Origin of the sequence: Pseudomonas sp. NPDC087185 (assembly GCF_044744955.1) — a bacterium.
GTDB lineage: Bacteria > Pseudomonadota > Gammaproteobacteria > Pseudomonadales > Pseudomonadaceae > Aquipseudomonas.
In genome coordinates this window covers 836,029-860,168 of sequence record NZ_JBIUZK010000002.1, presented here as the reverse complement: position 1 = coordinate 860,168, position 24,140 = coordinate 836,029, and the positions used below count along the sequence as shown (strand labels likewise).

Below are 24,140 nucleotides of genomic sequence, written 5' to 3'. Positions count from 1 at the left end.
CTTGCGCCGCGGCAATCGGCATGGCTCATCAATCCTGCTGGCCGAGGGCACTGCCTTGGCTGCGCGGGTCGTAGGCGGCCGTGCGGTTGTTGTCAGCATCGATGGCGATCACACCGGCCAGGCCCATCAACGGGCTGAGCACGGGCGTGGTCTCGATCTCGTGGCCGCGCTCCGCCAACCCTTCCAGCACCGCTGCGCCGATATCGGCCTCCAGCTTGAGGTTGTCGGTGCTGTCGAAAAAGCTACGGCCAAGCAGGAAGCGCGGTGCCCGCAACGCCGCCTCGGCCGATTGCCGGTAGTCGATCAGCTGGGTGGCGAGCACCATCTGCGTCTGCGGCTGGCCATCGCCGCCCTGGGTGCCAAAGAACCAGCGCCGCCCATCATCGGCCAGGTACGCCGAAGGGTTGAGCGTGTGCGCCGGCCGCTTGCCGGGCGCCCAGGCGTTGCTGTGCCCAGGCTGCGGGTTGAAGCCGGCCGCGCGGTTGTGCCAGAGGATGCCGGTATCGCCGAGGATGCAGCCCGAGCCGAAGTCGTGAAACAGGCTCTGGATCAGACAAGCGCTGCGCCCGGCGCGGTCGGTGGCAGCCATCCACACGGTGTCGGCGGGTTGCCCGGGCTCGGCCCAGGGTGAGGCGTGCTGTGCATCGAGGATGGCCGCTGGCTGGGCCAGGGCCTGTTCGAAGTCCCAGCCAGAGGCAAGCGGGTCGTGGAGTTGATGGTTGCGTTGCAGCAGGCCCTGCTTGATCGCTTCGACCAGCAGGTGGTAGTAGCGCGGCGTACCGTTTTCGCCCAGGTCGACGTTCTCTAGCGCCGCCATGGCGCGCAGCGTGTACAGGCCCTGCGTTGGCGGTGCCACGTTGTACAGCCGCCCCTGGCGATAACGGACGGAGACAGGCGCTGCCAGGTAGGCACGGGTGGCGCGCAGATCGTCCAGGGTCAGGCCGCAGCCCAGCGCATCGAACGCCACGCCAAACGCCTCTGCCAGCTCGCCGTTGTAGAAGTCTTGCGGGCCACGCCGTGCCAGTTGCTCCAGGCTGTTGGCCAGCGCGGGTTGGCGCAACCGCTCGCCCTCGCCGACGCACAGGGGCTGCAGGCTGGGCAGGGTTTCGATCAGGCGGGCGCGCTGCGCTTGCCAGAACAGTTGCGACGGCGACACCTGCACCCCTTCACGGGCCAGCCCGGCCGCACCGGTCAGCACATCAGCCCAGCTCAGCCGCGACCCCCACTGTTCACTCACTGCCTTGGCCCTGCCCCAACTGGCCATCGCACCGGCCGTGGTCGCCACCGAGGCGGCCCCCCGCAGGCTGATCGCGCCCACCTCGGGCAAGCGTCTACCCGCCTGGCCGATCCCGATGATGGTGCGTACCTGGTCATCATGCACCAACCACAGTGCATCGCCGCCCAGGCCGGTCATGTGGGGGTACACCGCCGCCAGCACCGCACTGGCGGCGAACATGGCGTCGATGGCAGTGCCGCCGCCGTCGAGCACCTCCAGGCCCGCCGCGCTGGCCAAGGGGTGTGGGGTGCAGAGTACGCCACCACGGGATTGGGCGACCAGGGACTGTTTCATTGCTAGCTCCTTTTCGAATATTGCTAGCAATCAGCAAGGATCGTTCCCAATCACCCGGATGGCTGGTGATTAGACCAATCAACCAATCCCAACGTGCAACGCCCTGATCCAGTGCACCCAACGGCACTCACAGTGCGCTGTGCGGGCAGCATGCATCGCGCGCTTGCGCCTGCAGATGTTTCACACCGTCCCCGACAGTCCATTGCAAATACGCCTGAACGTGCCATAGGCTGCTTGCTTATCAATGGACGCTACTGACGCTGGGTAAACGATGGTCGAATCACAAGGGTGTGTGGGATTTTCCGGGCTGGAGTGCCGTGCTGTTGGGCCCTCTGACGTTGAGATGATCTGCTCGCATCGCCAGGAGATGTTTCTTGAGGCGGGTGGCAGTCCTGAAGAACTACAGGTCATGACTCAGCACTTTCGCCCCTGGCTACAGGCGCGGCTCGATGACGGCCGGTATTACGGATTCAAGCTTGTGGATGGCGACCAACCGGTCGCTTCCGTTGGCCTGATGAGCATTGACTGGCCTCCCCATCCATCGCACCCAACCCTGGACAAGCGCGGGTACGTGTTGAATGTGTTCGTCGAGCCGGCCTACCGTCGCCGAGGGCTGGCTTCGGCTTTGATGCAAGCATCTGAAGCGGAGTTCGCTCGACGAGGCATCACCTTCGCCGTGCTGCACGCCACCGAGACGGGCAAACCGGTCTATGCGCAAATCGGTTGGGCAGGAACCTCGGAGATGGCCAAATCCATAACGCGATAGCAACCGCTTTCTACTGGAGGCGTTGCAATGACAGCAATCACCATGACTTCCCGATTCGAAGCAAGAGTTCTTCGGCCGGCAAAACCCGGAAATGATTCGTCATGGGCGTTCGTCGTGCTGCCCAAAGACGCGAGTGCTCGGCTTCCGCGGCGAGGAAGGACGACCGTTGAAGGCAAAATGAATGGGCACCCTTTTCAGGCGACCCTTGAGCCGGATGGTCAGCTCAGCCATTGGCTGCAGATCAGTGCGGCTTTACTCGAAGCCGCGAATGCCGCCATTGGCGATACCGTTGTGCTGGAATTGACCCCAGTGAAGAAAGAGCCCGAACCTGACATCCCGGCGGATTTTCAGGAAGCATTGGCAGCCGCCCCTCAAGCGCGTCTGGTTTGGAACACGACGACGACCCTCGCGCGAGTAGACTGGATACACTGGATGACGTCAGCCAAACAGTCCGCAACACGCGCAAAACGAATGGCCAGCGCCTGCGACATGCTTGCATCCGGCAAGCAGCAAGTTTGCTGTTTCGACCCCTCTGGTTACTACAGCAAGGCCTTCCGCGCACCTGAGGCACAAGATGATTGAGTGGCGCCTTTCGTTGGCCTGCGAGCCAGCAGGAAGCAGCGCGCGAGGCTAGCGCATGATCGTAGTCAGCACCGGCCCCGGCATGCAGATGCCCGCAATAAACCGAGCGCTGCCGGTCGCGATAGGCTGTTTTCGGCTAGCAGTGGCCAACATGCATGCACGAAACCACAAGCGATTTGTCGTGTTTCAGCTGTTTCCCTGGGCTGCATGGATTATCCTTAGCCCACGCAATCAACTTCGAAGCAGTGAATTGAACGATGGGTTTTGAACAACTAGCTGAACTACGCGACCGCCTGCGGGCTGAAAAAAAGCAGGCCAATGGCGATCGCCCGGCCCCCCCCAAGCGCAAGCCGGCCCCGCAGACCAAGCCTCGTGAGCAGGACCCGGCAGTGGCCGCGATCTGGCCATTGCAGAAGCATTTCCCTTTGGCCTTCCCTGTCAATCCGGCCCCCAAGGTTCCGCTGAAGGAAGGCATTTTCAAGGATGCAGAACAGCACCTGGAGTTGCTCGGGCTAACCCAGGAACAGCTCAAGCTGGGGATCTCCACCTGGTGCCGGGGCGCTCGATACTGGGCAAGCATGGTGGAAAATGCGCCGCGCCTGGACTTGAACGGACAAGCCGCTGGGACGGTGACCGCCGCCCAGGCGCTGCATGCGAAGCAGCAGGCTTCCCGCCAACGAAGCCAGGATCGTCGCAACCGTGCGAAGGCCAAAGCGCCGGCCCCGGCCCCCACCGGCGATACCGCCGTGGAGCAGGCTACAGACTGAATTCAGTCACGCTCGATGTCATGTCGCCAACCACTCGGATCGCTGGCAAGGTCATTGAGTAGTGACATAACCGCGCGCCCTATAGGCGCGCACTTACAGGGAGTGCTCAGCGGGTGATGAAGGAGCCATGATCACCTCAAACACGGTTCCCCCCTCTACTGATGACATGACCTGAATTTTGCCACCATGGCTGGCCACTATCTCTGCTGCGATGAACAACCCCAGGCCCAGACCTGCTGCCCCCCCTATCACCGGCCGCGTAGCTCGAGTAACGCCCTTCCGGCTTGAAGAGATGCGGCATGGCCTCAGGGGGAATGACTTCTCCCCAATTATGGACACTGACGCACGGATGACCTTCATGGTCAAATACGGTCACATGGATCGGGAGAGCTGGATCACCATGGCAGATTGCGTTGCTAATCAAATTCGAAAAGACTTGGGCCATCCGTGCGGGGTCAAATAACCCTGCGATGGCCGCCTGTTCACGCAAAACAATCCTGGCGTCGGGGAAGGCAGTGCGCAGTTCTTCGATAACCGAGTGACTTCGGCAATAGCTGAATACCGTTCGGAAGAAAGCCCCAACGCCGAAAACCACCATGGCCATATGTTCCTCCTCGGACTGCTCGACCCCATGTGTTCCACCGATTGCTTATGGCCGATTTCTGCCTGCCATGACCGGCTGAAACCGACCCATAGCTGCCGGTGATTGAGGGCAGCAAACGGCCAGAAGCGGCCGCTCGATGTCTTCCTTCAAACGCGAACGTAAGGTCTGTTTCTTAGCTCTTGCTCAGGGCACGGATAAAGTCCTACCGCCCACCTTATGTGATTGATGAACAGACTTCATGAACCCTTGCCGATTTAACCGTCTAGTCCCCACTCGGTAGCTCGCTTACTGTTCTCCCAACATCAAATTTTGGGAGATCCAGATGCACAAGCGCACACTCGGAAACAGTTCACTTGAAGTGTCAGCTCTGGGCTTGGGTTGCATGGGTTTGAGCCATGGCTACGGCCCGGCGACTGATACACAACAGGCCATTGCGCTGATCCGATCGGCGTTTGACCGGGGCGTCACGTTCTTCGATACCGCCGAGGTTTACGGCCCCTACGTGAACGAACAGGTGGTGGGCGAAGCTCTGGCACCGGTGCGCGATCAAGTGGTCATCGCCACCAAGTTCGGCTTCACCTTCGGCGAAGACAATAAGCAGCAGATTCTCAACAGCCGCCCCGAGCACATCCGGGTCGCGGTCGAAGGTTCTTTACGTCGACTGAAGACCGATTACATCGACCTGCTTTACCAGCACCGCGTTGACCCGGACGTGCCGATCGAGGACGTCGCCGGCGTGGTGAAAGACTTGATTGGCGAAGGCAAGGTCAAGCACTTCGGCCTGTCGGAAGCCGGTGCGCAAACCATTCGCCGTGCACACGCGGTGCAGCCGGTCGCAGCACTGCAAAGCGAATACTCATTGTGGTGGCGCGAGCCTGAGCGGGAAATCCTGCCGACGCTTTGGGAGTTGGGCATCGGCTTCGTGCCGTTCAGCCCTTTGGGCAAAGGTTTTCTTACCGGCACGGTGTCGGCAGATACCACCTACGGCAGCGATGATTTTCGCAGCATCGTCCCGCGCTTCAGCCAGTCGGCGCTGCAAGCCAATCAGGCCCTGGTGGTGTTGATCCGCGAGATAGCCGCGCAAAAACAAGCCACACCCGCGCAGATTGCGCTGGCATGGCTGCTGGCGCAGGCGCCGTGGATTGTGCCGATTCCAGGGACGACCAAACTGCATCGCCTGGAAGAAAATCTCGGCGGCGCAGACATCACCCTCGAAGCCCTCGAACTGAAGGCAATTGATACAGCGTTGGCGCAGATCCGCATCGAAGGCAAGCGGTATCCCGAGGCACTCAAGGCGCGAGTCGGTCGATGAGCAACGATCATGATCCGCTGCGGCGCACGGTGATCGCCGCTCTGGCCAGCGCCCCGCTGCTGTCGCTCGCAGGCACCCAAGGCGCCAGTGAAACACCGCGCTCAGGCTCGCGGATTCTGGTCGCGTATTTCTCGCGCTCGGGTAATACCCGCGTCGTTGCAGGGCTGATCCAGCGAGGGCTGGGTGCCGATCTCTTCGAGATTCGTCCGGCCCACGCCTACCCCGAGGACTATCTGCAAACCGTGGAGCAGGCGCGTCAGGAGCGAGACAGCGGCTTCGAGCCCGAGCTGCAAGACACGGTTCACGCCCTCCGCGACTACGACACGCTCTATCTCGGCTTTCCGATCTGGGGTGAAACCGCCCCACCCATCGTGCGCGCCTTTCTCAGCGCCCACGACCTGACCGACAAGACCCTCATCCCCTTCAATACCCACGGCGGTTATGGCTTGGGCAACAGCCGCAGCGTGCTGGTCGAGCACGCGCCGAAGGCCAGGGTTCTGGAAGGTTTTGTGATGGAGAGTGAGCAGGAGCGCAAGACCATGGAACGCGTGAACGGCTGGCTGAGCGATCACCCCCTCACGCGTTGATCGAATTCAGTACGGAGTGACATCATGAAGATCCGCAAGTTGGGCAACGGCCTGCAAGTGTCCGCACTGGGCCTTGGCTGCATGAGCATGACCTCAGCCTATGGGCCGGCTGCCGAAAAAACCGGCATGATCAAGCTGATTCGTTCAGCCCACGAGCAAGGCATCACCTTGTTCGACACCGCCGAAGCGTATGGCCCGTTCGCCAATGAAGAACTATTGGGTGAAGCCTTGCAGCCCATCCGCGAGCAGGTCGTCATCGCTACCAAGTTTGGCTTCGATATCGACCTGATCACCGGCGCACGCAACGGCGGCACCAATAGCCGTCCGGAGCATATCCGCGCGGCGGCCGAGGCGTCGTTGAAGCGTCTGCGCACCGATTGCATCGACCTGCTTTATCAGCATCGCGTTGATCCACAAGTCCCCATCGAAGACGTCGCCGGCACCGTCAAGGAGCTGATCGCCGAGGGCAAGGTCAAGCATTTTGGCCTGTCTGAAGCGGGTGTGGAAACCATCCGCCGGGCACACGCGGTGCAAGCGGTCACGGCGGTGCAGAGCGAATATTCGCTGTTCTGGCGAGGCCCGGAGCTGGAGTTGCTGGCAGTGCTGGAAGAACTGGGGATCGGCTTCGTACCGTTCAGCCCGCTCGGCGCTGGTTTCCTCACCGGTCACATCGACGAGCACACGCAGTTCGACGCCAGCGATTTTCGCAACTTCGTTCCGCGCTTTTCCCCTAAAGCCCGCAAGGCCAATCTAGCGCTGGTCGAGGTGGTGAAAGCCGTCGCACAACGCAAACACGCTACTGCGGCGCAAGTCGCGCTGGCCTGGTTGCTTGCACAGAAACCGTGGATTGTGCCGATCCCCGGCACGACCAAGCTCCACCGACTGGAAGAAAACCTGGGCGCAGTGGAGCTGCAATTGACCGGCGACGATCTGCGCGAGATCAACGAACAAATGGCGCAGATTCAAGTACACGGTGAACGCCTGCCGGAATCGGCACTGAAGATGACTGGGCTCTGAGCCTGCCCAACGCGCCGCCACGTGCGGCGCCGCTTTCACGCCTGACTGGAGTTGACCCGATGAACCGATTGATCGCACCACTCGTGGCTTTGTCATTCATGGCGGCAGAAGCCCAGGCTGCCAGCGAAATACGCATTACGCCGAACGGCTCACAGCCCTCGGTCAAGGGCGCGGCTCAAAACTTTACTGGCACGGTGCGCGTTGATGGCCTGTTCAACGGTGATGCGCCGGCGCGCGTCGGCGGCGGCACGGTCACCTTCGAGCCCGGCGCACGCACGGCGTGGCACACCCATCCGCTAGGGCAAACGCTGATCGTTACCGCAGGCGTCGGCTACGTTCAACAAGAGGGTGGCCCGCGACAGGAAATCCGACCGGGCGACACTGTCTGGATTCCGCCACACACCCGGCACTGGCATGGTGCCACGGCCAGCAACGGCATGACCCATATCGCCATCGCGGAAGCCGAGGACGGCAAGACCGTCACCTGGGCGGAACAGGTCTCGGAGGCGCAATACGCCGGCCAATGAAGTTACGGAATGTGTCAAAGCCGCTCGCCCGGCACCTTGGTCGCAAACCGTCTTCTGCCCTCCAAGCCCCGCATCAGCGGGGTCGTTCCCGAATTACAGCGGTTATGGCAATGCCGACTCATGAGTTTTGCTCAGAAGTCCATGCGCAATTTCGGGGTTAATCGACACAACCTTCCTCCGTAGGATCCGGCGAGATCGCAGTGATCCGCAATGGACGGAGCCTTCAAGATGACCACTGACGCACGCAACAGCACTGCTCTTCCCGCACTCATGGCGCTTTGTCTGGGTATTGGGGCGATGTTCAGCGTTACCACTCAAGCAGCCGAGGCATCGCAGATCATGGTAAGCAAGCCCGCCAGCGCAGCCACCTTGTCGCGCCAACAACAAACGATCCCTCTGATCGCCGCGTTCATGGCGACCAGCGATATGCCCAACCTCAACACCGCGCTCAATCAGGGGCTCGATGCCGGCCTGTCCATCAGCGAAGCCCGGGAAATTCTGGTGCAGCTTTACGCGTATGTGGGCTTCCCGCGCAGCCTCAACGCCTTGAACGAGCTTATGACGGTCGTGCATGCGCGCAAACAGCGCGGTATCGAAGACGCGCCGGGGCGTGAGCCGAGCCGGGCGATTCCGGTCGGGGATGAGCTGCTGGTTGCTGGCACCGCGAATCAAACCAAGATATCTGGCGCCCCGGTGAAAGGCCCGGTGTTCGAGTTCGCTCCGGTGATCAACCGGTTCCTGCAAACCCACCTGTTCGGCGACATCTTCGAGCGTGACAACCTCGACTGGCAAAGCCGCGAACTGGCGACCGTCGGGGCGCTGGCGGCAACACCAGGTGTCGAGCCGCAGTTGCGCTCGCACATGACGGCGAGCTTGCGCGTCGGTCTGAGCACGGCACAGTTGCACGAGGTCACCGAACTGCTGAAAAAACACGGCGATGCGCAGACGGCTGAACGTGCCAGTACTGCGTTGACCCAGACCCTCGCGGCTTCGGGGAAATGACATGAAATGTGCAAAGTACCTGCTGAGCATCACGCTGTTGAGCCTGTTGGCGGCCTGCACCAACCACCCCAATGGCTCGTTGCTGATTCAACAGCAAGGCAGCTTCGCCGCCGGCGGAACGGTGACCACTGCACCGGGCACCTTCAACCCGCACCAACCGATGACGCCCAACGGCCAGACCTACCACGGTGACCACGTCTACGCCTTCTATCAAATCCCGGTGGATGCGCGAAAACTGCCCATCGTCATGTGGCACGGGGCGGGTCAGTTTTCCAAGACCTGGGAAACCACCGCCGATGGTCGCGAAGGCTTTCAGAACATCTTTCTGCGCCGCCATTACGGCGTCTACCTGATCGATCAGCCACGGCGTGGCGATGCCGGGCGTAGCATGGTCGAGACCACAATCAAGCCTGTGCCTGACGAGCAACTGTGGTTCAACCAGTTCCGCATCGGCCTGTGGCCCAACTACTTCAACGGCGTGCAATTTGCTCAGGATGCCCAGACCCGCGAGCAGTTTTTCCGGGCGATGACGCCGAACACCGGGCCGTTCGACATGAGCGTGGTCTCTGATGGCGTGTCAGCTCTGTTCGACAAAATCGGCCCGGGGATTTTATTCACCCATTCGCAAGGTGGCGGGCCGGGATGGTTGACGGCGATCAAGAACGACAAGGTCAAAGCCATCGTGGCGTTCGAACCGGGCAGCAGCTTCGTGTTTGCTGATGCTGAAGTGCCTACGCCGATTCCCAGCGCGTTCGACACGGTGCAAGGCGCGGCGGTGCCGATGGAGCAATTCATGGCCCTCACGCGCATTCCGATTCTGATCCTCTACGGCGACAACATTCCTGAGCAGGCGGTCGACCTGCCCGCTCAGGACAGTTGGCGCGCACGCCTGAAAATGGCCCGGCTCTGGCGTGACGCGGTTAATCGCCACGGTGGAGATGTGCGACTGATCCATCTGCCGGAGATCGGCATTCTCGGCAATACCCACTTCCCCATGTCGGATCTGAACAACGTGCAGATCGCTGACCTGGTCGCGCAATTCCTCAAAGAAAACCAGCTGGACTGACCCAAACACTTTTGCAAATGCCGCCCTTTTGATTGCTCAGGAGCTTCACGTGAAAAACACTCTCAAAGCCACATTCATGTCGGCATTGGTCGGCCTCTCGGCGGGCGAAGCCTTGGCCGCCGATTACAAAAAGAACCCGTTCACCCTCGCCTACGACGGCGCGATCAGCAAGAACGAACCGGGCAAGGTCAACGTCTATCCGGTCAGCTACAAGCTCAACGGTCTGGATATCGCCGCCAACGTCTACACCCCGGCTAACTATGACGCGAAGAAGACCTACCCGACCGTGGTTGTCGCACACCCCAATGGTGGCGTTAAAGAACAAGTCGCCGGTCTGTATGCCCAACGCCTGGCCGAACAAGGCTACATCACCATCACTGCCGATGCGGCGTATCAGGGGGCCAGCGGTGGTCAGCCGCGCAGCATCGATAAACCGGCGTATCGCATCGAAGACATTCACGGCATGGCCGACTTCATCAGCCAGTTTGCCGGCGTCGATGACAAGCGCCTGGGCCTGCTCGGCATCTGTGGTGGCGGTGGTTACTCGTTGGCGGCAGCGCAAACTGACAAACGCTTCAAATCGCTGGCAACGGTGAGCATGTTCAACTCAGGAAGGGTACGTCGCAACGGCTACAACGACTCGCAAATGGACAGCATTCATCAACGCCTGCAACAGGCGTCAGCAGCCCGCGCGCAAGAAGCGGCCGGCGGCGCGGTGCTGTACTCGGGCGATGCCAACCTCACCGACGAGCAAATTGCCAAACTGCCCTTCGAGCTGTATCGCCAAGGTTATGAGTACTACTGGAAGACCCATGCGCACCCGAACTCGACCTTCAAATACACCACCAGCAGCCTGATCGACCTGATGCGTTTCGACGCCACTGACCATATCGAGCTGATCAACCAACCGTTGCTGATGATCGCCGGCAGCAAAGCCGACAGCCTGTACATGACGCAGGATACTTTGCCCAAAGCCACCGGTACCACCGACAAGGAAGTGTTTATCCTCGACGGTGCGACGCACATCGAGACCTACTGGGTGCCGCGTTATGTCGATGCCGCAATTGGCAAACTGACCGCGTTTTACGCCCGCACCTTGTAACCAGTCTCTTGAGGGCTCGCGCATTCGTGTGCAACCTGCTTTCATGGATTAATCCCGCGCCCCTCATGAGAGGTTCTCATCAATGTCCCGCGCCAATCTAAACGACCTGCAAGCCTTCGTGATCATCACCCGCGAAGGCAGTTTCACCCGCGCGGCCGCTCAGCTTGGCGTTTCGCAGTCGGCACTGAGCCACACCATGCGCGCACTGGAAAGCCGATTGGGCGTGCGCTTGCTGACACGTACCACCCGCAGCATTTCGCCGACCGAGGCGGGTCAGCGGCTGTATCAATCGATGGCGCCGCGGTTCGATGAGATCGAACTCGAACTGGCCGCGGTCAGCGAGTTTCGTGACACCCCGGCAGGCAGTGTGCGCATTCAAGCGTCCGAACATGCCGCCAACAATATTCTGTGGCCCAAGCTTTTAAAGGTGCTCCCCGACTATCCGGACATCAAAGTCGAAATCACTGTCGACTACGCCCTCTCCGACATCGTCGCGCAACGCTATGACGCCGGCGTACGCCTGGGAGATCAGGTGGCCAAGGACATGATCGCCGTTCCTATCGGGCCACCCTTGCGCATCGCAGTCGTGGGCTCACCCGAATATTTCAACAAGCGGCCAGTGCCCAAGGTGCCCGGTGACCTTGCGGCGCAAAATTGCATCAATCTGCGCCTACCCACTCATGGCAGCCTGATGCAATGGGATTTTGAAAAGGATGGTCACGAGCTGAAGGCCCGTGTCGAAGGTCAATGGACATTCAACAGCAGCGTGCCGATCCTGCGTGCGGCCGTGGCGGGATGTGGCTTGGCTTTCCTGCCGGAGGACATGGTGGAGAAGGAGCTAGCCGACGGTAGCCTTGTGCGGGTGTTGGAAGATTGGTGCCAACCCTTTGCCGGTTATCATCTCTACTATCCTAATCGCCGTGAACATTCATCAGCGTTCGGCGTTGTAGTTGAAGCGTTACTCTACAAGCGCTGAGTCATCGACGTTCAAGGCGTCTAAATTTTACCCGCACCAGCAACCCGCGAATGAGTAGATGCTTTTGATCGATTGCAGTCGTACGCGACCGGTTGCAATGGATCTTTAGAAGCCTTCGTGAAAGGCTGCTTTGGGTCGATAGCAGTCATTCACACCGGCCGGATCAACTTGATTAAGTAGCAAGGGGATCTGTGATCAGCGTTGCTCCCTGCTGACTATAGAACTGGACAAACTGATGACAGTCCATCGCTTTGGCGAATAACCAGCCCTGTGCGTAGAGGACCTGGTTTTCGCGCAGGTAAGCCAGTTGAGCGGTGGTTTCCACGCCTTCGGCCACTAGTGTCAGGCGCAGGGCAAGGCCCATTTCGATAACATGGGAAACCAGGCTGTCCTTGCCGTCTGGCTTGCCGATATTATCAATGAATGATCGATCAATCTTCAAGACATCAAGGGAGAGCTGTTGTAGATACTGCAGGCTGGAATAGCCTGTGCCGAAATCATCCAGCGCCACGATGAACCCAGCCTGGCGCGCTTGTTCGATGGTCTTGCGGGCAGCGTCTGCGCTGATGAAGCTGCGTTCGGTAACTTCCAGCCAGATCTGCTGCGCATGGACATCGGCTCGCTTGATCTCACGCTGCAGTACAGGCAAGAATCGACCCGAGCAAACATCTGCTGCGGCAAGGTTGATGGCGACATGCAGCGATCGGTCGGCCACCAGCATCGGACCGAGCTCATTCAGAACCGTCGCAATCACCTGATCAGTAATGGGCAAAATAAGCCCGCTTTCTTCGGCAAGGGGGATGAACAGGTCCGGAGGTATCATCTCGCCGCTGGGTTTCCGCCATCTGACCAATGCTTCGGCACCGATGCAGCGATGGTTCTCGATCTCGATGAGTGGTTGGTAGTGCACATCAAACTCATGCCTGCGGACCGCCCGTTCCAGCGCGGCAACGGGAGACAGCTTGCGTCTCCACGAGCGCAGCACTGCGGCGAGCAGCCACGCCGCAATGATGATTGTGACCGGCAGCAGGTAGAGCTGGTGTTGCCACAGACTAATTAACAACTGCTGGCGAGGGATGGCGGCAACCACGGTGAAATGTCGCTGGGGCACCAGGGTGTAGAGAAACCCGTCCTTCAACCCATGAGTGGGGCCGGCGTGTACCAGCGCCAGAAAATGTGCGGTAGTGGTTGTGGTCGGGCCCAAAGCGCGGCCGTGCGGGGTGCCTACCGCCACCCTGATGCCTTCGTCCAGCGCAACTTCGCGGAACTGCTCAGGATCAATCAGTACGTTGAAGGCTGCGTACTGCAAGGCCAGCATCGGCTTTACCCACTCGCTATCGGACTGCACATCGATGGAAACCTTCACCCCGTCGTCGATAACGAAGTCTTCCGGCCAGGTATTGCGCCGGGGTGCACTTGGGCCCCAGGAGGTGCAAGCGAACACGTCTTCCTCGTAGCCCACAGATTCGACCGAAAACGTATTCATCGCCACGATACGCATCTGATCAATGCCTTCAGGCGAGCAAGGAGGCAGGTCGGTAAGCGCGATGCTCTTGAGCGCCTGGGAGGCTTGCTCAAAGGTGCTTCCGGCGCGCTCGGATGCAATCTGGGCAATGGTCGAAAGGCGGGCCTTTGTGGACTGAATGGTCAATAGCCAACTGAAGGTGACGGTCAATGCCAAGGGAACTGCGACCGCCAGGAAGCTTAGGAAAAGCCCCCGCCGCATGATAGTGGACCGCTTCATGTTACCTGCCTTGGAAAACGGAAAGGGATCGGCATGCCCGCAGCACCCGCCACTGGCGCCGGGGGTCAACAGGCCATGCTAATGGCACTCTGGTACTGAAGTCGATGGCGCGCTAACTGTCCACTTTCCCTACAGCGCTATCGACAAAAATGAGTCGACGACCCGGCTGCTGCGCCACTCGGCCAGGTAATAAAGATAGGCATGTGGACGGTTGCACGGACCTGCTCAGGCAATGCACTTGGCCTGCCCTAGGAACAGTACAAATCACTGCCGGAGGCAGAGCTTGAGCAGGCGCGTATGCGCATTGGCCAGATGTTCGAAGGGCACGACCGCACTACCTGATCGGCACTATTGCCGAATTACCGGGAGTGATCGCCGATATTGAGGCGCGACTTGAACGAGGTGAGAGGCCCCAGAGCGTCTGACGCTCAACTTGCTCGACAGCCGGCTTTTGGCACGGCTGCCAAAAGCCCGCCTCTCGCACGGTACCAGTTAACCGACGATGATGGTGGATCGTCCCAAATTGGCTAAGGTTAACGCAGGCCAGCGGGGCCTTTGAAATAGCAGTCAAGGGAGAGGGTATGAGGCTGGCTATAGCAGTGTCGGGGTGGCGGATTGACCCGAGGCGTTACCAGCCATGATGGACCAACCTGGCGAACAGCAATCACAGACCAATCCGCCGCTGGGCGGCCCCCATCGCTTGGCGAGGGTATTCGACTTGCGCCTGCTGATTCTAGGGCTTGTGCTGTTGGCTGTGCTGGCCACATTTGCCAACAGCCTTGTCACCGCCTACCGAGTGCAGCGTGAGGCGTTGATCGAACATGCCTTGGAATCAAACAGCGCCTACGCGGCCAAGCTTGCGTCAAATATTGAGGAGTTCATTCGGGCGGCACAAAGCCGTTTGCAGTTTAGTGCCGAACAACTGCGCTACCACTGGAGCAACAGTGAAATTCTGCATGCTGAGGCCCGGCGCCTGCAGCAGCAGGACGCTGACTTCAACTCCATCGCCATCATTGATACCACGTCGAGAGTATTGGATGCGTATCCTGACACGCTGCAAATTAACGGCTCTACGTTGCGTTCTGAAGCCGTCGGCCGAGCACTTGCAGCCCGGCAACCCTATGTCAGTTCGGCGTATGTGTCGGCTGCGGGCAACCGGGTGGTCTTCATATCCGTACCGATTTTCGATGCCACCGATCGCTATATTGGCATCATTGGCGGCTCCATTTATCTGCAGGAGGAAAGTTCGCTACATACATTGATCAGCCAGCATTTCCAACATGAGGGTACTTTCGCGTTCGTAGCTGATCATGATCGGCATTTGCTCTATCACCCCGACAAGGCGCGCATGGGCGAAAAGCTTGGCTGGAGCAAGACTGTCGACGCCGCATTGGCGGGCCACACCGGCTCCATGGTGGTGCGTAATTACAAGGGCGTCCCGATGCTGGCAGGTTATGCGAAAGTGTCAGGCCCCGGCTGGGCAGTAGTTGCCCAGCAGCCGCAAGAAGTCAGTCTGGCGCCACTGAGCACGTTGATGCGTGACATGATTTTAGGCATGGTCCCGGCTGCGATCTTCGGCATTATCTTGATTGCCGGGGGTGCGCTGATGATTTCCCGGCCTTTGCGTGAACTTTCGACAATTGCGGGGCAACTTGCCGCCCCCCAGACTACCGACGACTTGAAGCGGGTCAAGGCCTGGTATCGCGAGGCCGCGGCCATTCGCCAGGCGATGCTCGCGGGCGTGCAACTGTTACAAGCGAAGATGGGCCGGCTCAACCACCAGGCACTTACCGACCCGCTTACCGGGCTAGCCAACCGCAGGGCAATGGATGAAGCGCTGCGAGGGCTACAGCAAGCTGGGCAAGCCTACTCGGTGCTGTCGTTGGACATCGATCACTTCAAGCGGGTTAACGACACCTTTGGTCACGACAAAGGCGATCTGGCGATCAGGGAAGTGGCGCAAACGCTGACGGAGTATTCGCGTGCTGCGGATCTGGCTTGCAGGGCCGGGGGCGAGGAATTTCTGCTGATATTGCCCGACACAGGCCGGGATGCCGCAACCTTGATTGCAGAAAGGGTTCGTCAGGCTGTCGCCAACAACGAGATTCCGGTCGTGGGCCACATAACAATATCGATTGGCGTAGCAAGTTGTGATGGTGAAGGCATAGAGTGCGAAACTGTTCTCAAACGGGCGGATGATTGCCTTTACCGAGCGAAAGAAAGTGGGCGAAACCGGGTGGAGTGCTTCATGGGTGTAACGGCCTGAAAAACTCAGATGACCGCATGCGCATGATTTTCATCGCTTGGGCGTCCGTCCGCCATGAGTCGGTAGCGGTCATCCACGACTGGAAGCTTGCGACCCATTGCCGACACTGCGGCCCGCCTCAGCTCATTTAGCCTCAGCGCACTATGATTTCGTCAGGAAAATAAACACCCATGGAGCGGTTGGTGCGTATTCGTAACACCTGACCCGCCATGCTCTGGACCACTGTCTGACCGCCCTCTATGGGCGCTCCGGTATGTCGATCCTGGGCTTGTGCGTCCGGTGGCAGACTGAACAGCATCTGGCCTTGATCAAGGCTGACCTGGATGTCGGCCGGATAGTGAATAGGGCCGAAGTCGAAAGGCTGGTTCGCGTGGCCTTGCCACCAGCGCCCCTCCCCATATGGGCGATCCAGGATCATGATCAGTGAGCGCATTTCGATCCCCAGTACCTTGACCGGGCGCTCCTCTGACTCGGCCAGCCAACCAGGAGTGTTGGAGGATACCCTTACCGCCCCAGGCCAAACGATGCCGCCCAGCTCGGTACCGGGCGCCAGCGTGCATCGACTCACCTTCCATTCGGAAAACTTGAAATGAGCACCGAACGGAAAATCGAACTCGATCTCCCCAGGCTCACATTTCCATCCTGCCAGTTCATGGGCCGACAGGGTCTCGACCGTAGCGAAACCATGGCCCTGCGCCAGTTTCAGACGACGCACAGGCATGCTCATGATGTGACCTGGCGTGCGGTCGAAATCAGCATGATCCAGGCTCTGCATGCCATAGGGCACGGGATCGCCGGACAGGTTGTTAAAAGGCTCCAGGTCTTGCAGATGGACTCGCGTCCCGGCTGGAAGCACCAAATCACCGAGCACTTCCTCGTGTTCGAGGCGGGGATTGTGCGCACGCCAATCCTGCCAGAGCCTGTTGGTGGACTCGACGTAAGGGACAGTACCGACTGCCAGCAACATCAGCAACAAGCCGAACCTCCAGCGCCGCGCCACCATATAACGACGGCTTCGTGGAACCAGCAAAGCGATCAGGCCGGCGATGAAAAGCCAGAGAAAAACCTCGGAAAAAATGTAGATCATGTAGCCGAGCAACATGACCGGCATATCGACGGGAATCATGGACGTCCTTGTTAACCCTTACGTGAACGCAGCAGAATAGACCCATTGGCAGTGATGCCCCAAGCCCGATCAGAGAAGGAAATCCCCAGCATGACGCCCGATGAGGCTTTACTCCTTACCCGTACGGTCGCAGGCCTTTCGATCACAACAGTCATCCTGGGCCCGATCCTGGCGCTCTACGTGCTGCAATCGCCAACCACTTCACCCGTCAATATCTCGGGCGCCATTGCATTTGTAATCCTCGGGCTCACCAACCTGATTTCAATGATATTCAACGCGGTTTACTGGTTTATCCGGCGGGAGCCCAAATGGCTCTCGGTAATGCTCTTGGTTCAAACCGGTGCGGCAGTTGCCACATTAATTCCACTCTTATAACCCGTTCATTTCTTCGGCTGAGCAGTCTCAACAAGGAGCGAGCCCGCACCGCCACACTGCCAAGGAGGCAATCTGCATGAAACCGGCAAATTTCTGGAAGCACGCATTGTGCATTGCAGCAATCGGCTGCTGTGGTTCAGGCCACGGAGCAGCGTTACCACAGGGATGGCAGATCCACCCGCCGGCGGCCGAGGACCTCGAACGTGGGCTGCCGTCGGCTTTGCAATCGCAGGAATTGGCCAAAGACGGGCGCAGGGTTGCCAGTGTAGAAATCGTCGTGGACCTGCCGTACAGCCAAGTTATGCCGATAGTCGCTGCGGCCTTGAGGCGACTTGGCCCTGTGCAAGACGAGATTGCTCAACAACCGTTGTCGCGCCTGAGCGACGACTGGGGTGAGGTGCTGCTGTCGCGTCGACCCGACCTGGTGAAGGGCCTGGTCGATCAGGTCGTTCTACCCAGTTTGCAGCAGGATGTTCGCGACGGGGCGTTGGCGAGTTCCGAAATTCCCGCTCATATTGCCCGCATCGAAAGGACTTTACGCTTTCAATCAGGCAACGAGCGCATGGCGCCTTTGACGGAGCCCTACAAGCAGTGGCACGGTAGCGTGCGACGTACTCACGGTGCGTTTGGGCGCAGTACAAGCATTCTCGTTGCCAACGTGAAGCAAATTGACGCTATCTTTGGGCGGCCTGCCAGCGCAGTTTACTTGACGCGAGTCGACGAGTTTCCCAACCCCGAGGCCAACTTCATCGGTCGGCTAAGGGAGCTGGCCAAATTCGACATCTTCAGCCCTACCGCCCCAAATCGTTTGCATAGGCAAAACGTGCCCCAGGAACTGCTGAGCCCGGTCTACGACGCGTTGAGTGCACTGCCCAAGGCTAATCTGCAACTGGGAGCAAACCCGGAACAGTGGCGCGCTCCCGCAACACCAACCCCGCTGGTTGCCGAGCCCAAACTCACCTTGCCGGACAGCCATGCGAAGATACTCCAGGCGGCGGCGATGTTCGCTGTGCGCAGCACGGACAAATTCACCGTGCTGGCCGATGACAGCGTCTTGCTGTTTCGCAACTATCCACGCGCACTCCTGCACTGGTCACCCGCCACAGGTGGCGAGCCGCGCGAGGTCTGGACGTCTGCGGGGAGCTACAGCAAGTCGCAATTGACCCGGGATATAATTGGTAATACCGCGTACTTGGCGCTGGAAGGTCTGGTGATTCGTTTTGACGCGAAAAGCACAATGTTGGCCGCACATACCATGGCCTACGACACACACGACCGGCTTGGCTTCAGGTACATGGACTACTTGCATGACGGAAGTGGCGTACCGCTGACTTACCGCCATAACTCTCGCGGCCCTCGGGATACTCTGGAGGTGTGGGAGCCTGCTGCACAACCCGCTGGCGATGGCAGCGTATGGACGTATACGCTGCGCTATGCCACCCCACGCCAGGACATGATGAAGGGGCCATCGCGGACCAACAGCCAGATCAAACCTGTACATTGGGACGGGTTGATGCCCACCGCATGGGTAGAAGACGTTTACGGGCTCACCGAAATCGACGGCAAAACTGGCCATGTGCTGCGCGTGGTGAAGCTGCCTCGGCGCTTTGGCGAGGTCGATTTACGCGATGACAGCGGCATGGCGCAATGGACGCCAGAGCCATTTGGCTCAGCCAAAGGCGGCTGGATTGCCGTCGGCTTCGTGTTGATGGAGGGCCAACGGCGCAAGCCTGGTCTGCATGTTATCGACATCGTCAGTGGCAAGATTCGCTATTCGCTGACACTCCCGGGGCAGGACTCTCTGAGTACCGCAGTGGGCTCGCCTGACGGTCGACTGCTGGCAATGGGCACCGGCGGCCCTGAAGATGCGGTAGTGCTATGGAACCTGCAAAGTGGGCGGTCGCTGACACTGAAAACCGACGACGCCAAATGCAGTGGTCTTGCGCAACTGCAATGGAGCCTATCAGGTAAACACCTTTGGGGGCGATGCTCGAACGGCCTGATTGCCTGGGATGTGCCAGGAAGTTGGTGAGCCTTGGTTTTCTCTGAGAATCGTCGCATTCGCGCAGTTATCAGGAGCGATGCCACAGGCCGGCACCGACCAAGGCAAAGCAGCCGGCTACCATGAACGTCCACAGGTTCAGCCAGCCAAAAAACACAAACGTATCAGATACGCCCGATGCGTCGCTGCCGCCTATCCCAGCGGCAGTGATGCCGATGATGAGCATTCCTACCAACGGTGCAGTGATCAGGTAGAGCACGCCAAGAAAGAGAAGTCGCCGCCGCGTCAGAAAGGTCCGAAGGTCCTCGGATCGCCGCTTCATGCGAACGATCTTGCACGGCAATGTGGCAAGTGACCCGATCGCGTATAACCACATGCCAAGAACAACGATTGCTGTAGAGGACATGGTGCTTGTATCTCCTGAGGCTACCGTGGGGAGCGCTGGCTGCTATCGACCCATAGAGGCCATCCGATGTGGGCCGCTAGCGGCCCAAAGCCGCATTAGGGATAAATGAATCTGACGGGGGGCTACTCGTCAATTTCGGTGAACTTCAATCTGGAGCCCTTCATCTTCATGGGGTGCTCGAAAGTAGCTAGTGATCAGATCAAACTCCGCGTCAGTCGCCGCAAACTCATGCTCACCACGGTCGTTGCGACGATGCAACCTGTCTCGACAGGTGTCATCGTCCACCTCGATGTAGTGGGCGCGATGCGCAACCTTGGCTGCGTCAGCCAGGTCGCCCAGCCATTGTCGATCTTGAGGAGTATTTGCAGGAAAATCCAAAACGACAGTCACTCCAGCCCGAAGAACATCGATGACGAGCGGGCCCAGCACCTCCCGAATCTGGCGCGCAAGACGCACATAGTCGGTTACTGATTTGATCTGTTCAGGGTATAGCCGTGAGAGCCAGTAATCTTCACTCAGCAGAACCGTCGATCCTTCAGCTGCCAAGCTTTTGGCTAGCGTTGACTTACCTGATGCAATCTTTCCTGAAATGAGATGCAGCACTGGTTTGGGCATAGAGACGTCTCCTTGTCGAACCCCGATGATGCTGATTGTAAAGCGCTGAAGCAATTCACGTCTGCTATGGGTCGAGAGCAGTCAGTCCCGACCGGCTGCTTACGACCCATAGCGGCCCTTCACAAAGGGATGATATCGGGTTAACAGATCCCTCTTCTCGCTAGCCTATGTGCAACTGGACGCAGGCGCACTGATCTTATTTGGCGCCGTGCAGATCACGATGCTCGCCCTGGGCATCAGGGCAGGGGAAAAGCTTAAAATATGGGTGGTGCTGGGAATGCTGATCGCGTTCTCTGGCCTGATCGTCCTACTCGCCCCGGGTGGCAGTGCGCCGCCTTAGCGCGCTATTCATGGCAGTCTCCGGTATTGCCTGGGGATGCTACTCGGTGCTGGGAAAATGCTCAGAAAGCCCTGCTCGGGCTACCGCAGGAAACTTCATGCGCAACCTGCCACCAATGGTAGCCGTCGCGGCAATAGGGCTTGCCCAGGTAAGTCTGCACATCACTGCGCCGGGGGCCATTTACTCTGCCGCTTCAGGAGTTCTTGCCTCCGGCGCCGGCTACGTCATGTGGTACGCGGTCGTGAAACGGCTGCACGCGCAAACAGCGGCAACCCTACAGTTCAGCGTCCCGGTGCTTGCCTCTATTGCGGGAGTGATACTGCTCAGCGAACCACATTCTTCTCGAATGGTGGCCGCTTCCCTGATTGTTCTGGAAGGAATTGCATTCGCTCTTCTTTTGGTGCAAAACGCTGACATAGGCGGGAGAACCCGTAGAAAGGCGTTTTTTTTGATGAGCAATGGCCATAATAATGCCATTCTAAGTTACCTATTCTTCTTGATTATTCCGGTGTACTCACCGAACGCTGGGATGTCCTCATAATTACTTATCGGGTCAAAACTTGAATTAGCCTCTTCCAGCTCATAAGGATTGAATTTTTCACGCCTAATTACAAGCCCACCATTCTCTTTAAAAATATAGCTCGTCCCAACAGACACCTTACCATCAACGTCAAATTCACGATGAGTCGCCATGGTGAGAAAAAGTTTTTCTGAATTCAAGCATTGGAATTGATATGTAAGGTATTCACGGCATTTATCATCTAAAAAGCCAACGCCTACCATGCTTCTATCCAATAGAAATTCAACAAAGCAAGATGGAGTAATATCTGAGCCGATTAACGCGACATATGGCTTTCCAGAAACATGCCGATTTCTGGCATCATCTTCACTGAGAGGGCCTATTGCAGTGCTCTTGAGGCGGAACCAAGAATCACAATAAAAAACTGGCATCTTCATCAATAAATTCTCCCATTGGTATCTCTAATCAATACAGCCGCTTTGTTTGCGGAGCCTAAGACAGACTTAGGAATTATACCATTTTGCTGCGGAACCTCCAATATAACCGTCCCTTGTAATTTTTGCCCAGCCAAGGAGCCACTAGATGGAACACTTGCGATAGTAGAGCCATTGGCATATTTTGTTGCAGCTTCTTTTATGTAACTTTTGGCAGTCGCTTCCGAGATCTCCGAAAGCTGTGTAAATTTTCGGGATACAATTTCCCCGGTTGCCGGGCTGTATGAATCCACTCGATAGTAGCCATTCCCATCCGGCCTTTCTATGTAAACTTCATTATACGGGTAGTTTTTTGAATGAACTTTGTTAAATTCATTTCCAGCATCAAGCCGTCGCAGCCACTCTGGCTTTGATGACGCATTTGCCGCATCGCCGGCTATTTCTTTATTACTTGAATTACTGGGAAGAGTTTGAGGAGGGTCTGCGGGTTTAAAAGCACCCTTGCGAGATTTCGGCGCTTGCAAGTCAGGGCGTTTTTTCAGTGCGTCCTCATGTTTGAGCATCCACTCGCCTATTCTTGGCCCCTTGGGACTGGTGCGCATCTCCTGGGCAAGAACGTGTGCATTACCGCGGCCACGAGTAAGGTAATCGACGATGGCCCCCAGCAACAGAACAACCACTTCTACATGCCCTAATGCAATCTGATTGGTCGCTCTTTGCTGTGCAAACGGGTCATCACGGCTGTATGAGCTTAAATCATCGTCCCCCTGTGTTCCTTCCCAGGCAATATTGATACCATCCAAGTAATAGTGGGCAATGGAGGGCAAACCTTCTACGAAAAACTCAGCAATGGACGTTAGTCCTAATATTCCCAAAATCCAGGTGCTGACTTGAAGGCCCATTGCAGCCCCTGCTGCTCCCATCGGGATGGCGCCTGCACCGCCAGCAAAAGCGCCTACACCTGCGCCAATTGCCCCTCCGGTCAGGACGCTGCCCGCAACAATCATCGACATTTGGGTAACGACACCGAGCAATTCGTGAAGGATGCTGGAAATATCAAGCTCGGAGAAGCGTTGCCGCAACAGGTCTCTGGCCTTCCATTCGGCGTGGATAAATGCCGTTCTGACACTGTTGACGCGACGAATATTCAGCGATACGGAGGCCACGTATTCATTGAGATGGGTTCGAAAGCTTGCTCCCCCCTGGTAGCCCATCTGATTGGCTATACGATCTTCAATCTGCTGCCATGACGGCACCTGACCAAAAAACATGCAGTAATCTCCCTGACTATTTTTTCTCCAAATTTCAGTATGAATGAGGGCATGACAGAAAATCAACATTTTTATGATGGCCACATCAAATGGTTGCCGAATGTAATGAACTTGTTTCACATGATTATTATCAACGCCACGATAAAAATACAACTATCACCTTAGAATGCAATCAAGGCTTCACAATCAAACTCTGGGCCTCAAGAAATATATTAGCCGGCGAGCGGCTACGTGCTGAACCTAAGCATGACCCAGAAACTAAATAGGCTCGGCGACTATCAGTCGATCCGTGAGAGTATCCGACCAGGAGTATCCTACCAGCAGCGAGCTAGACGGGTAATTTCGGTTCAAGGACAATATATGTTCCCACCGATGGCGAACGGCAATCTCGAAGTTACTCCGACTGAATTTGAGCACTTGGTAAAACAGTGACTTCTCACCCAAGGCGGCGACCTAAGCTCGCTAGAGGTGACCCATGATGCAAAAGTCGAGACCTACGACTCAACCTGACAAATTGACGACCTGGAAAAATTTCGCGCATTCGCTGGCGTCGAAATCACGGTGCTGATTGAATGCAAAAAGTATCGGGGAGCCATCGAGCACGAGCTGGTTCAGGTATTACATGACAACGTGAGGTCGATTAGGGCCCACAAGGGAATGCTCTTAGCGACATCGGGCTTTCAATCAGCAGCGATCAAGTACGCCAAGCGCACGGCAATGCGCTGGTCTCGATCATAGAGGGGGAAGCCAAGTACGAAACTCGCTCCGCTTCCAGGGCCGATCCTGATGCTGTCATGGACTAGATATGAAGCCAAGCTACCCGACCAGATCGCTCGCGAAGGCTGCACGCTTGAAGCTAAATAGCGAGTGTCGTAACCCGGACTTACTTTTTCCGTTCTTGAGGGGCGGAATGCATTGCCACTAAGGAGTGACTAGGGAGAGCCGTGCAGATTATGGCTGGGCCGCTTGCCCCCGCTAACGTGAGGGGCTTGAGGTAAGCGCGGAACAAGCCGCTGGGTTAGCCGAGCGAGTGTCTGCTATGGGTCGATAGCGGCCATTCATGACCGGCAGCTATCGACCCAAAGTAGGTGATTCCTGGTGCTTGGATTATTCCAAAGCCCGACACGCCGCACTGAACGTACGCATTCGACTCGGTGACGGTG

The 24,140-nt window shown here is 58.0% G+C and carries 24 protein-coding genes and 2 pseudogenes; 17 read left to right on the top strand and 9 right to left on the bottom strand.

Annotated features, from left to right (window positions below; genetic code table 11):
• Nucleotides 1-28: 28 nt before the first annotated feature.
• On the bottom strand, nucleotides 29-1,570 hold the full coding sequence (locus ACIPIJ_RS09475; RefSeq protein WP_401075318.1) for a gamma-glutamyltransferase family protein: 1,542 nt from the start codon (nucleotides 1,568-1,570) through the stop codon (nucleotides 29-31).
• 271 nt (nucleotides 1,571-1,841) lie between these two features.
• Here ACIPIJ_RS09475 and ACIPIJ_RS09470 point away from each other — a divergent pair, with 271 nt between their 5' ends.
• From ACIPIJ_RS09470 to ACIPIJ_RS09460, 3 genes are all read left to right on the top strand, one after another.
• The gene (locus ACIPIJ_RS09470; protein WP_401075315.1) at nucleotides 1,842-2,336 is read left to right on the top strand and encodes a GNAT family N-acetyltransferase; all 495 of its coding nucleotides are present in this window, start codon (nucleotides 1,842-1,844) and stop codon (nucleotides 2,334-2,336) included.
• Between the two features lie 27 nt (nucleotides 2,337-2,363).
• Complete coding sequence (locus ACIPIJ_RS09465; RefSeq protein WP_401075312.1) at nucleotides 2,364-2,918, top strand: YdeI/OmpD-associated family protein; 555 nt, start codon at nucleotides 2,364-2,366, stop codon at nucleotides 2,916-2,918.
• Nucleotides 2,919-3,175: 257 nt separating this feature from the next.
• Complete coding sequence (locus ACIPIJ_RS09460; protein WP_401075309.1) at nucleotides 3,176-3,685, top strand: ProQ/FinO family protein; 510 nt, start codon at nucleotides 3,176-3,178, stop codon at nucleotides 3,683-3,685.
• 93 nt (nucleotides 3,686-3,778) lie between these two features.
• Here ACIPIJ_RS09460 and ACIPIJ_RS09455 read toward each other — a convergent pair whose 3' ends face one another.
• Both ACIPIJ_RS09455 and ACIPIJ_RS09450 read right to left on the bottom strand, forming a co-directional pair.
• Nucleotides 3,779-4,045 (bottom strand): ATP-binding protein, encoded by a 267-nt coding sequence (locus ACIPIJ_RS09455; protein WP_401075764.1) that lies wholly within the window; start codon nucleotides 4,043-4,045, stop codon nucleotides 3,779-3,781.
• Nucleotides 3,996-4,130 (bottom strand): annotated as a pseudogene (locus tag ACIPIJ_RS09450) (sensor histidine kinase); the annotation flags it as partial. The gene ACIPIJ_RS09455 and the pseudogene ACIPIJ_RS09450, both read right to left, overlap by 50 nt.
• Nucleotides 4,131-4,611: 481 nt before the next feature.
• Between ACIPIJ_RS09450 and ACIPIJ_RS09445 the strand changes: the two are divergent.
• From ACIPIJ_RS09445 to ACIPIJ_RS09410, 8 genes are all read left to right on the top strand, one after another.
• Nucleotides 4,612-5,601, top strand: coding sequence for an aldo/keto reductase (locus tag ACIPIJ_RS09445; protein WP_401075306.1), 990 nt, complete (start codon nucleotides 4,612-4,614; stop codon nucleotides 5,599-5,601).
• On the top strand, nucleotides 5,598-6,188 hold the full coding sequence (locus ACIPIJ_RS09440; protein ID WP_401075304.1) for a flavodoxin: 591 nt from the start codon (nucleotides 5,598-5,600) through the stop codon (nucleotides 6,186-6,188). The genes ACIPIJ_RS09445 and ACIPIJ_RS09440 overlap by 4 nt, the downstream gene beginning before the upstream one ends.
• A 24-nt stretch (nucleotides 6,189-6,212) precedes the next feature.
• A complete protein-coding gene (locus ACIPIJ_RS09435) occupies nucleotides 6,213-7,205 on the top strand; it encodes an aldo/keto reductase (RefSeq protein ID WP_401075302.1) in 993 nt (330 codons plus the stop codon).
• A gap of 59 nt (nucleotides 7,206-7,264) precedes the next feature.
• Nucleotides 7,265-7,732 (top strand): cupin domain-containing protein, encoded by a 468-nt coding sequence (locus ACIPIJ_RS09430; protein WP_401075299.1) that lies wholly within the window; start codon nucleotides 7,265-7,267, stop codon nucleotides 7,730-7,732.
• A 228-nt stretch (nucleotides 7,733-7,960) separates the two neighbouring features.
• On the top strand, nucleotides 7,961-8,734 hold the full coding sequence (locus ACIPIJ_RS09425; protein WP_401075296.1) for a carboxymuconolactone decarboxylase family protein: 774 nt from the start codon (nucleotides 7,961-7,963) through the stop codon (nucleotides 8,732-8,734).
• Between the two features lie 121 nt (nucleotides 8,735-8,855).
• Nucleotides 8,856-9,800 carry an alpha/beta fold hydrolase gene (locus ACIPIJ_RS09420; protein ID WP_401075761.1) on the top strand — a complete coding sequence of 315 codons (945 nt, stop codon included), beginning with the start codon at nucleotides 8,856-8,858 and terminating at the stop codon, nucleotides 9,798-9,800.
• 49 nt (nucleotides 9,801-9,849) lie between these two features.
• A complete protein-coding gene (locus ACIPIJ_RS09415; RefSeq protein WP_401075293.1) occupies nucleotides 9,850-10,902 on the top strand; it encodes an alpha/beta hydrolase in 1,053 nt (350 codons plus the stop codon).
• 82 nt (nucleotides 10,903-10,984) lie between these two features.
• Entirely contained in the window at nucleotides 10,985-11,878 is an 894-nt protein-coding gene (locus tag ACIPIJ_RS09410) for a LysR family transcriptional regulator (protein WP_401075290.1), read from the top strand.
• Between the two features lie 172 nt (nucleotides 11,879-12,050).
• Here the strand turns inward: ACIPIJ_RS09410 and ACIPIJ_RS09405 are convergent, their stop codons facing one another.
• The gene (locus tag ACIPIJ_RS09405) at nucleotides 12,051-13,622 is read right to left on the bottom strand and encodes an EAL domain-containing protein (RefSeq protein ID WP_401075287.1); all 1,572 of its coding nucleotides are present in this window, start codon (nucleotides 13,620-13,622) and stop codon (nucleotides 12,051-12,053) included.
• A 192-nt stretch (nucleotides 13,623-13,814) separates the two neighbouring features.
• Between ACIPIJ_RS09405 and ACIPIJ_RS09400 the strand changes: the two are divergent.
• Nucleotides 13,815-14,047: pseudogene (locus ACIPIJ_RS09400) on the top strand (phosphonoacetaldehyde hydrolase); the annotation flags it as partial.
• Between the two features lie 215 nt (nucleotides 14,048-14,262).
• Nucleotides 14,263-15,888: a diguanylate cyclase gene (locus tag ACIPIJ_RS09395; protein ID WP_401075758.1), complete on the top strand. Its 1,626-nt coding sequence runs from the start codon at nucleotides 14,263-14,265 to the stop codon at nucleotides 15,886-15,888.
• 133 nt (nucleotides 15,889-16,021) lie between these two features.
• On the opposite strand, the gene ACIPIJ_RS09390 is transcribed toward ACIPIJ_RS09395, so the two are convergent.
• Nucleotides 16,022-17,014 (bottom strand): hypothetical protein, encoded by a 993-nt coding sequence (locus tag ACIPIJ_RS09390; RefSeq protein ID WP_401075284.1) that lies wholly within the window; start codon nucleotides 17,012-17,014, stop codon nucleotides 16,022-16,024.
• A 90-nt stretch (nucleotides 17,015-17,104) separates the two neighbouring features.
• Here ACIPIJ_RS09390 and ACIPIJ_RS09385 point away from each other — a divergent pair, with 90 nt between their 5' ends.
• A complete protein-coding gene (locus ACIPIJ_RS09385) occupies nucleotides 17,105-17,389 on the top strand; it encodes a hypothetical protein (protein ID WP_401075282.1) in 285 nt (94 codons plus the stop codon).
• 76 nt (nucleotides 17,390-17,465) lie between these two features.
• Nucleotides 17,466-19,421 carry a hypothetical protein gene (locus ACIPIJ_RS09380; RefSeq protein WP_401075279.1) on the top strand — a complete coding sequence of 652 codons (1,956 nt, stop codon included), beginning with the start codon at nucleotides 17,466-17,468 and terminating at the stop codon, nucleotides 19,419-19,421.
• Between the two features lie 40 nt (nucleotides 19,422-19,461).
• Here ACIPIJ_RS09380 and ACIPIJ_RS09375 read toward each other — a convergent pair whose 3' ends face one another.
• Both ACIPIJ_RS09375 and ACIPIJ_RS09370 read right to left on the bottom strand, forming a co-directional pair.
• Nucleotides 19,462-19,797: a hypothetical protein gene (locus tag ACIPIJ_RS09375; RefSeq protein ID WP_401075276.1), complete on the bottom strand. Its 336-nt coding sequence runs from the start codon at nucleotides 19,795-19,797 to the stop codon at nucleotides 19,462-19,464.
• 129 nt (nucleotides 19,798-19,926) lie between these two features.
• Nucleotides 19,927-20,412 carry an AAA family ATPase gene (locus ACIPIJ_RS09370; RefSeq protein ID WP_401075273.1) on the bottom strand — a complete coding sequence of 162 codons (486 nt, stop codon included), beginning with the start codon at nucleotides 20,410-20,412 and terminating at the stop codon, nucleotides 19,927-19,929.
• A 350-nt stretch (nucleotides 20,413-20,762) separates the two neighbouring features.
• On the opposite strand from ACIPIJ_RS09370, the gene ACIPIJ_RS09365 reads away from it, so the two are divergent.
• A complete protein-coding gene (locus tag ACIPIJ_RS09365; protein ID WP_401075270.1) occupies nucleotides 20,763-21,293 on the top strand; it encodes an EamA family transporter in 531 nt (176 codons plus the stop codon).
• Here the strand turns inward: ACIPIJ_RS09365 and ACIPIJ_RS09360 are convergent.
• Together ACIPIJ_RS09360 and ACIPIJ_RS09355 are read right to left on the bottom strand one after the other, a co-directional pair.
• Entirely contained in the window at nucleotides 21,236-21,709 is a 474-nt protein-coding gene (locus ACIPIJ_RS09360; protein ID WP_401075267.1) for a lytic transglycosylase, read from the bottom strand. The two genes, ACIPIJ_RS09365 and ACIPIJ_RS09360, sit on opposite strands and share 58 nt — an antisense overlap.
• Nucleotides 21,709-22,977, bottom strand: a complete 1,269-nt coding sequence (locus tag ACIPIJ_RS09355) for a DUF6861 domain-containing protein (protein ID WP_401075755.1) — start codon at nucleotides 22,975-22,977, stop codon at nucleotides 21,709-21,711. The genes ACIPIJ_RS09360 and ACIPIJ_RS09355 overlap by 1 nt, the downstream gene beginning before the upstream one ends.
• 561 nt (nucleotides 22,978-23,538) lie before the next feature.
• Between ACIPIJ_RS09355 and ACIPIJ_RS09350 the strand changes: the two genes are divergently transcribed.
• Entirely contained in the window at nucleotides 23,539-23,715 is a 177-nt protein-coding gene (locus ACIPIJ_RS09350) for a restriction endonuclease (RefSeq protein ID WP_401075264.1), read from the top strand.
• Nucleotides 23,716-24,140: the final 425 nt, after the last annotated feature.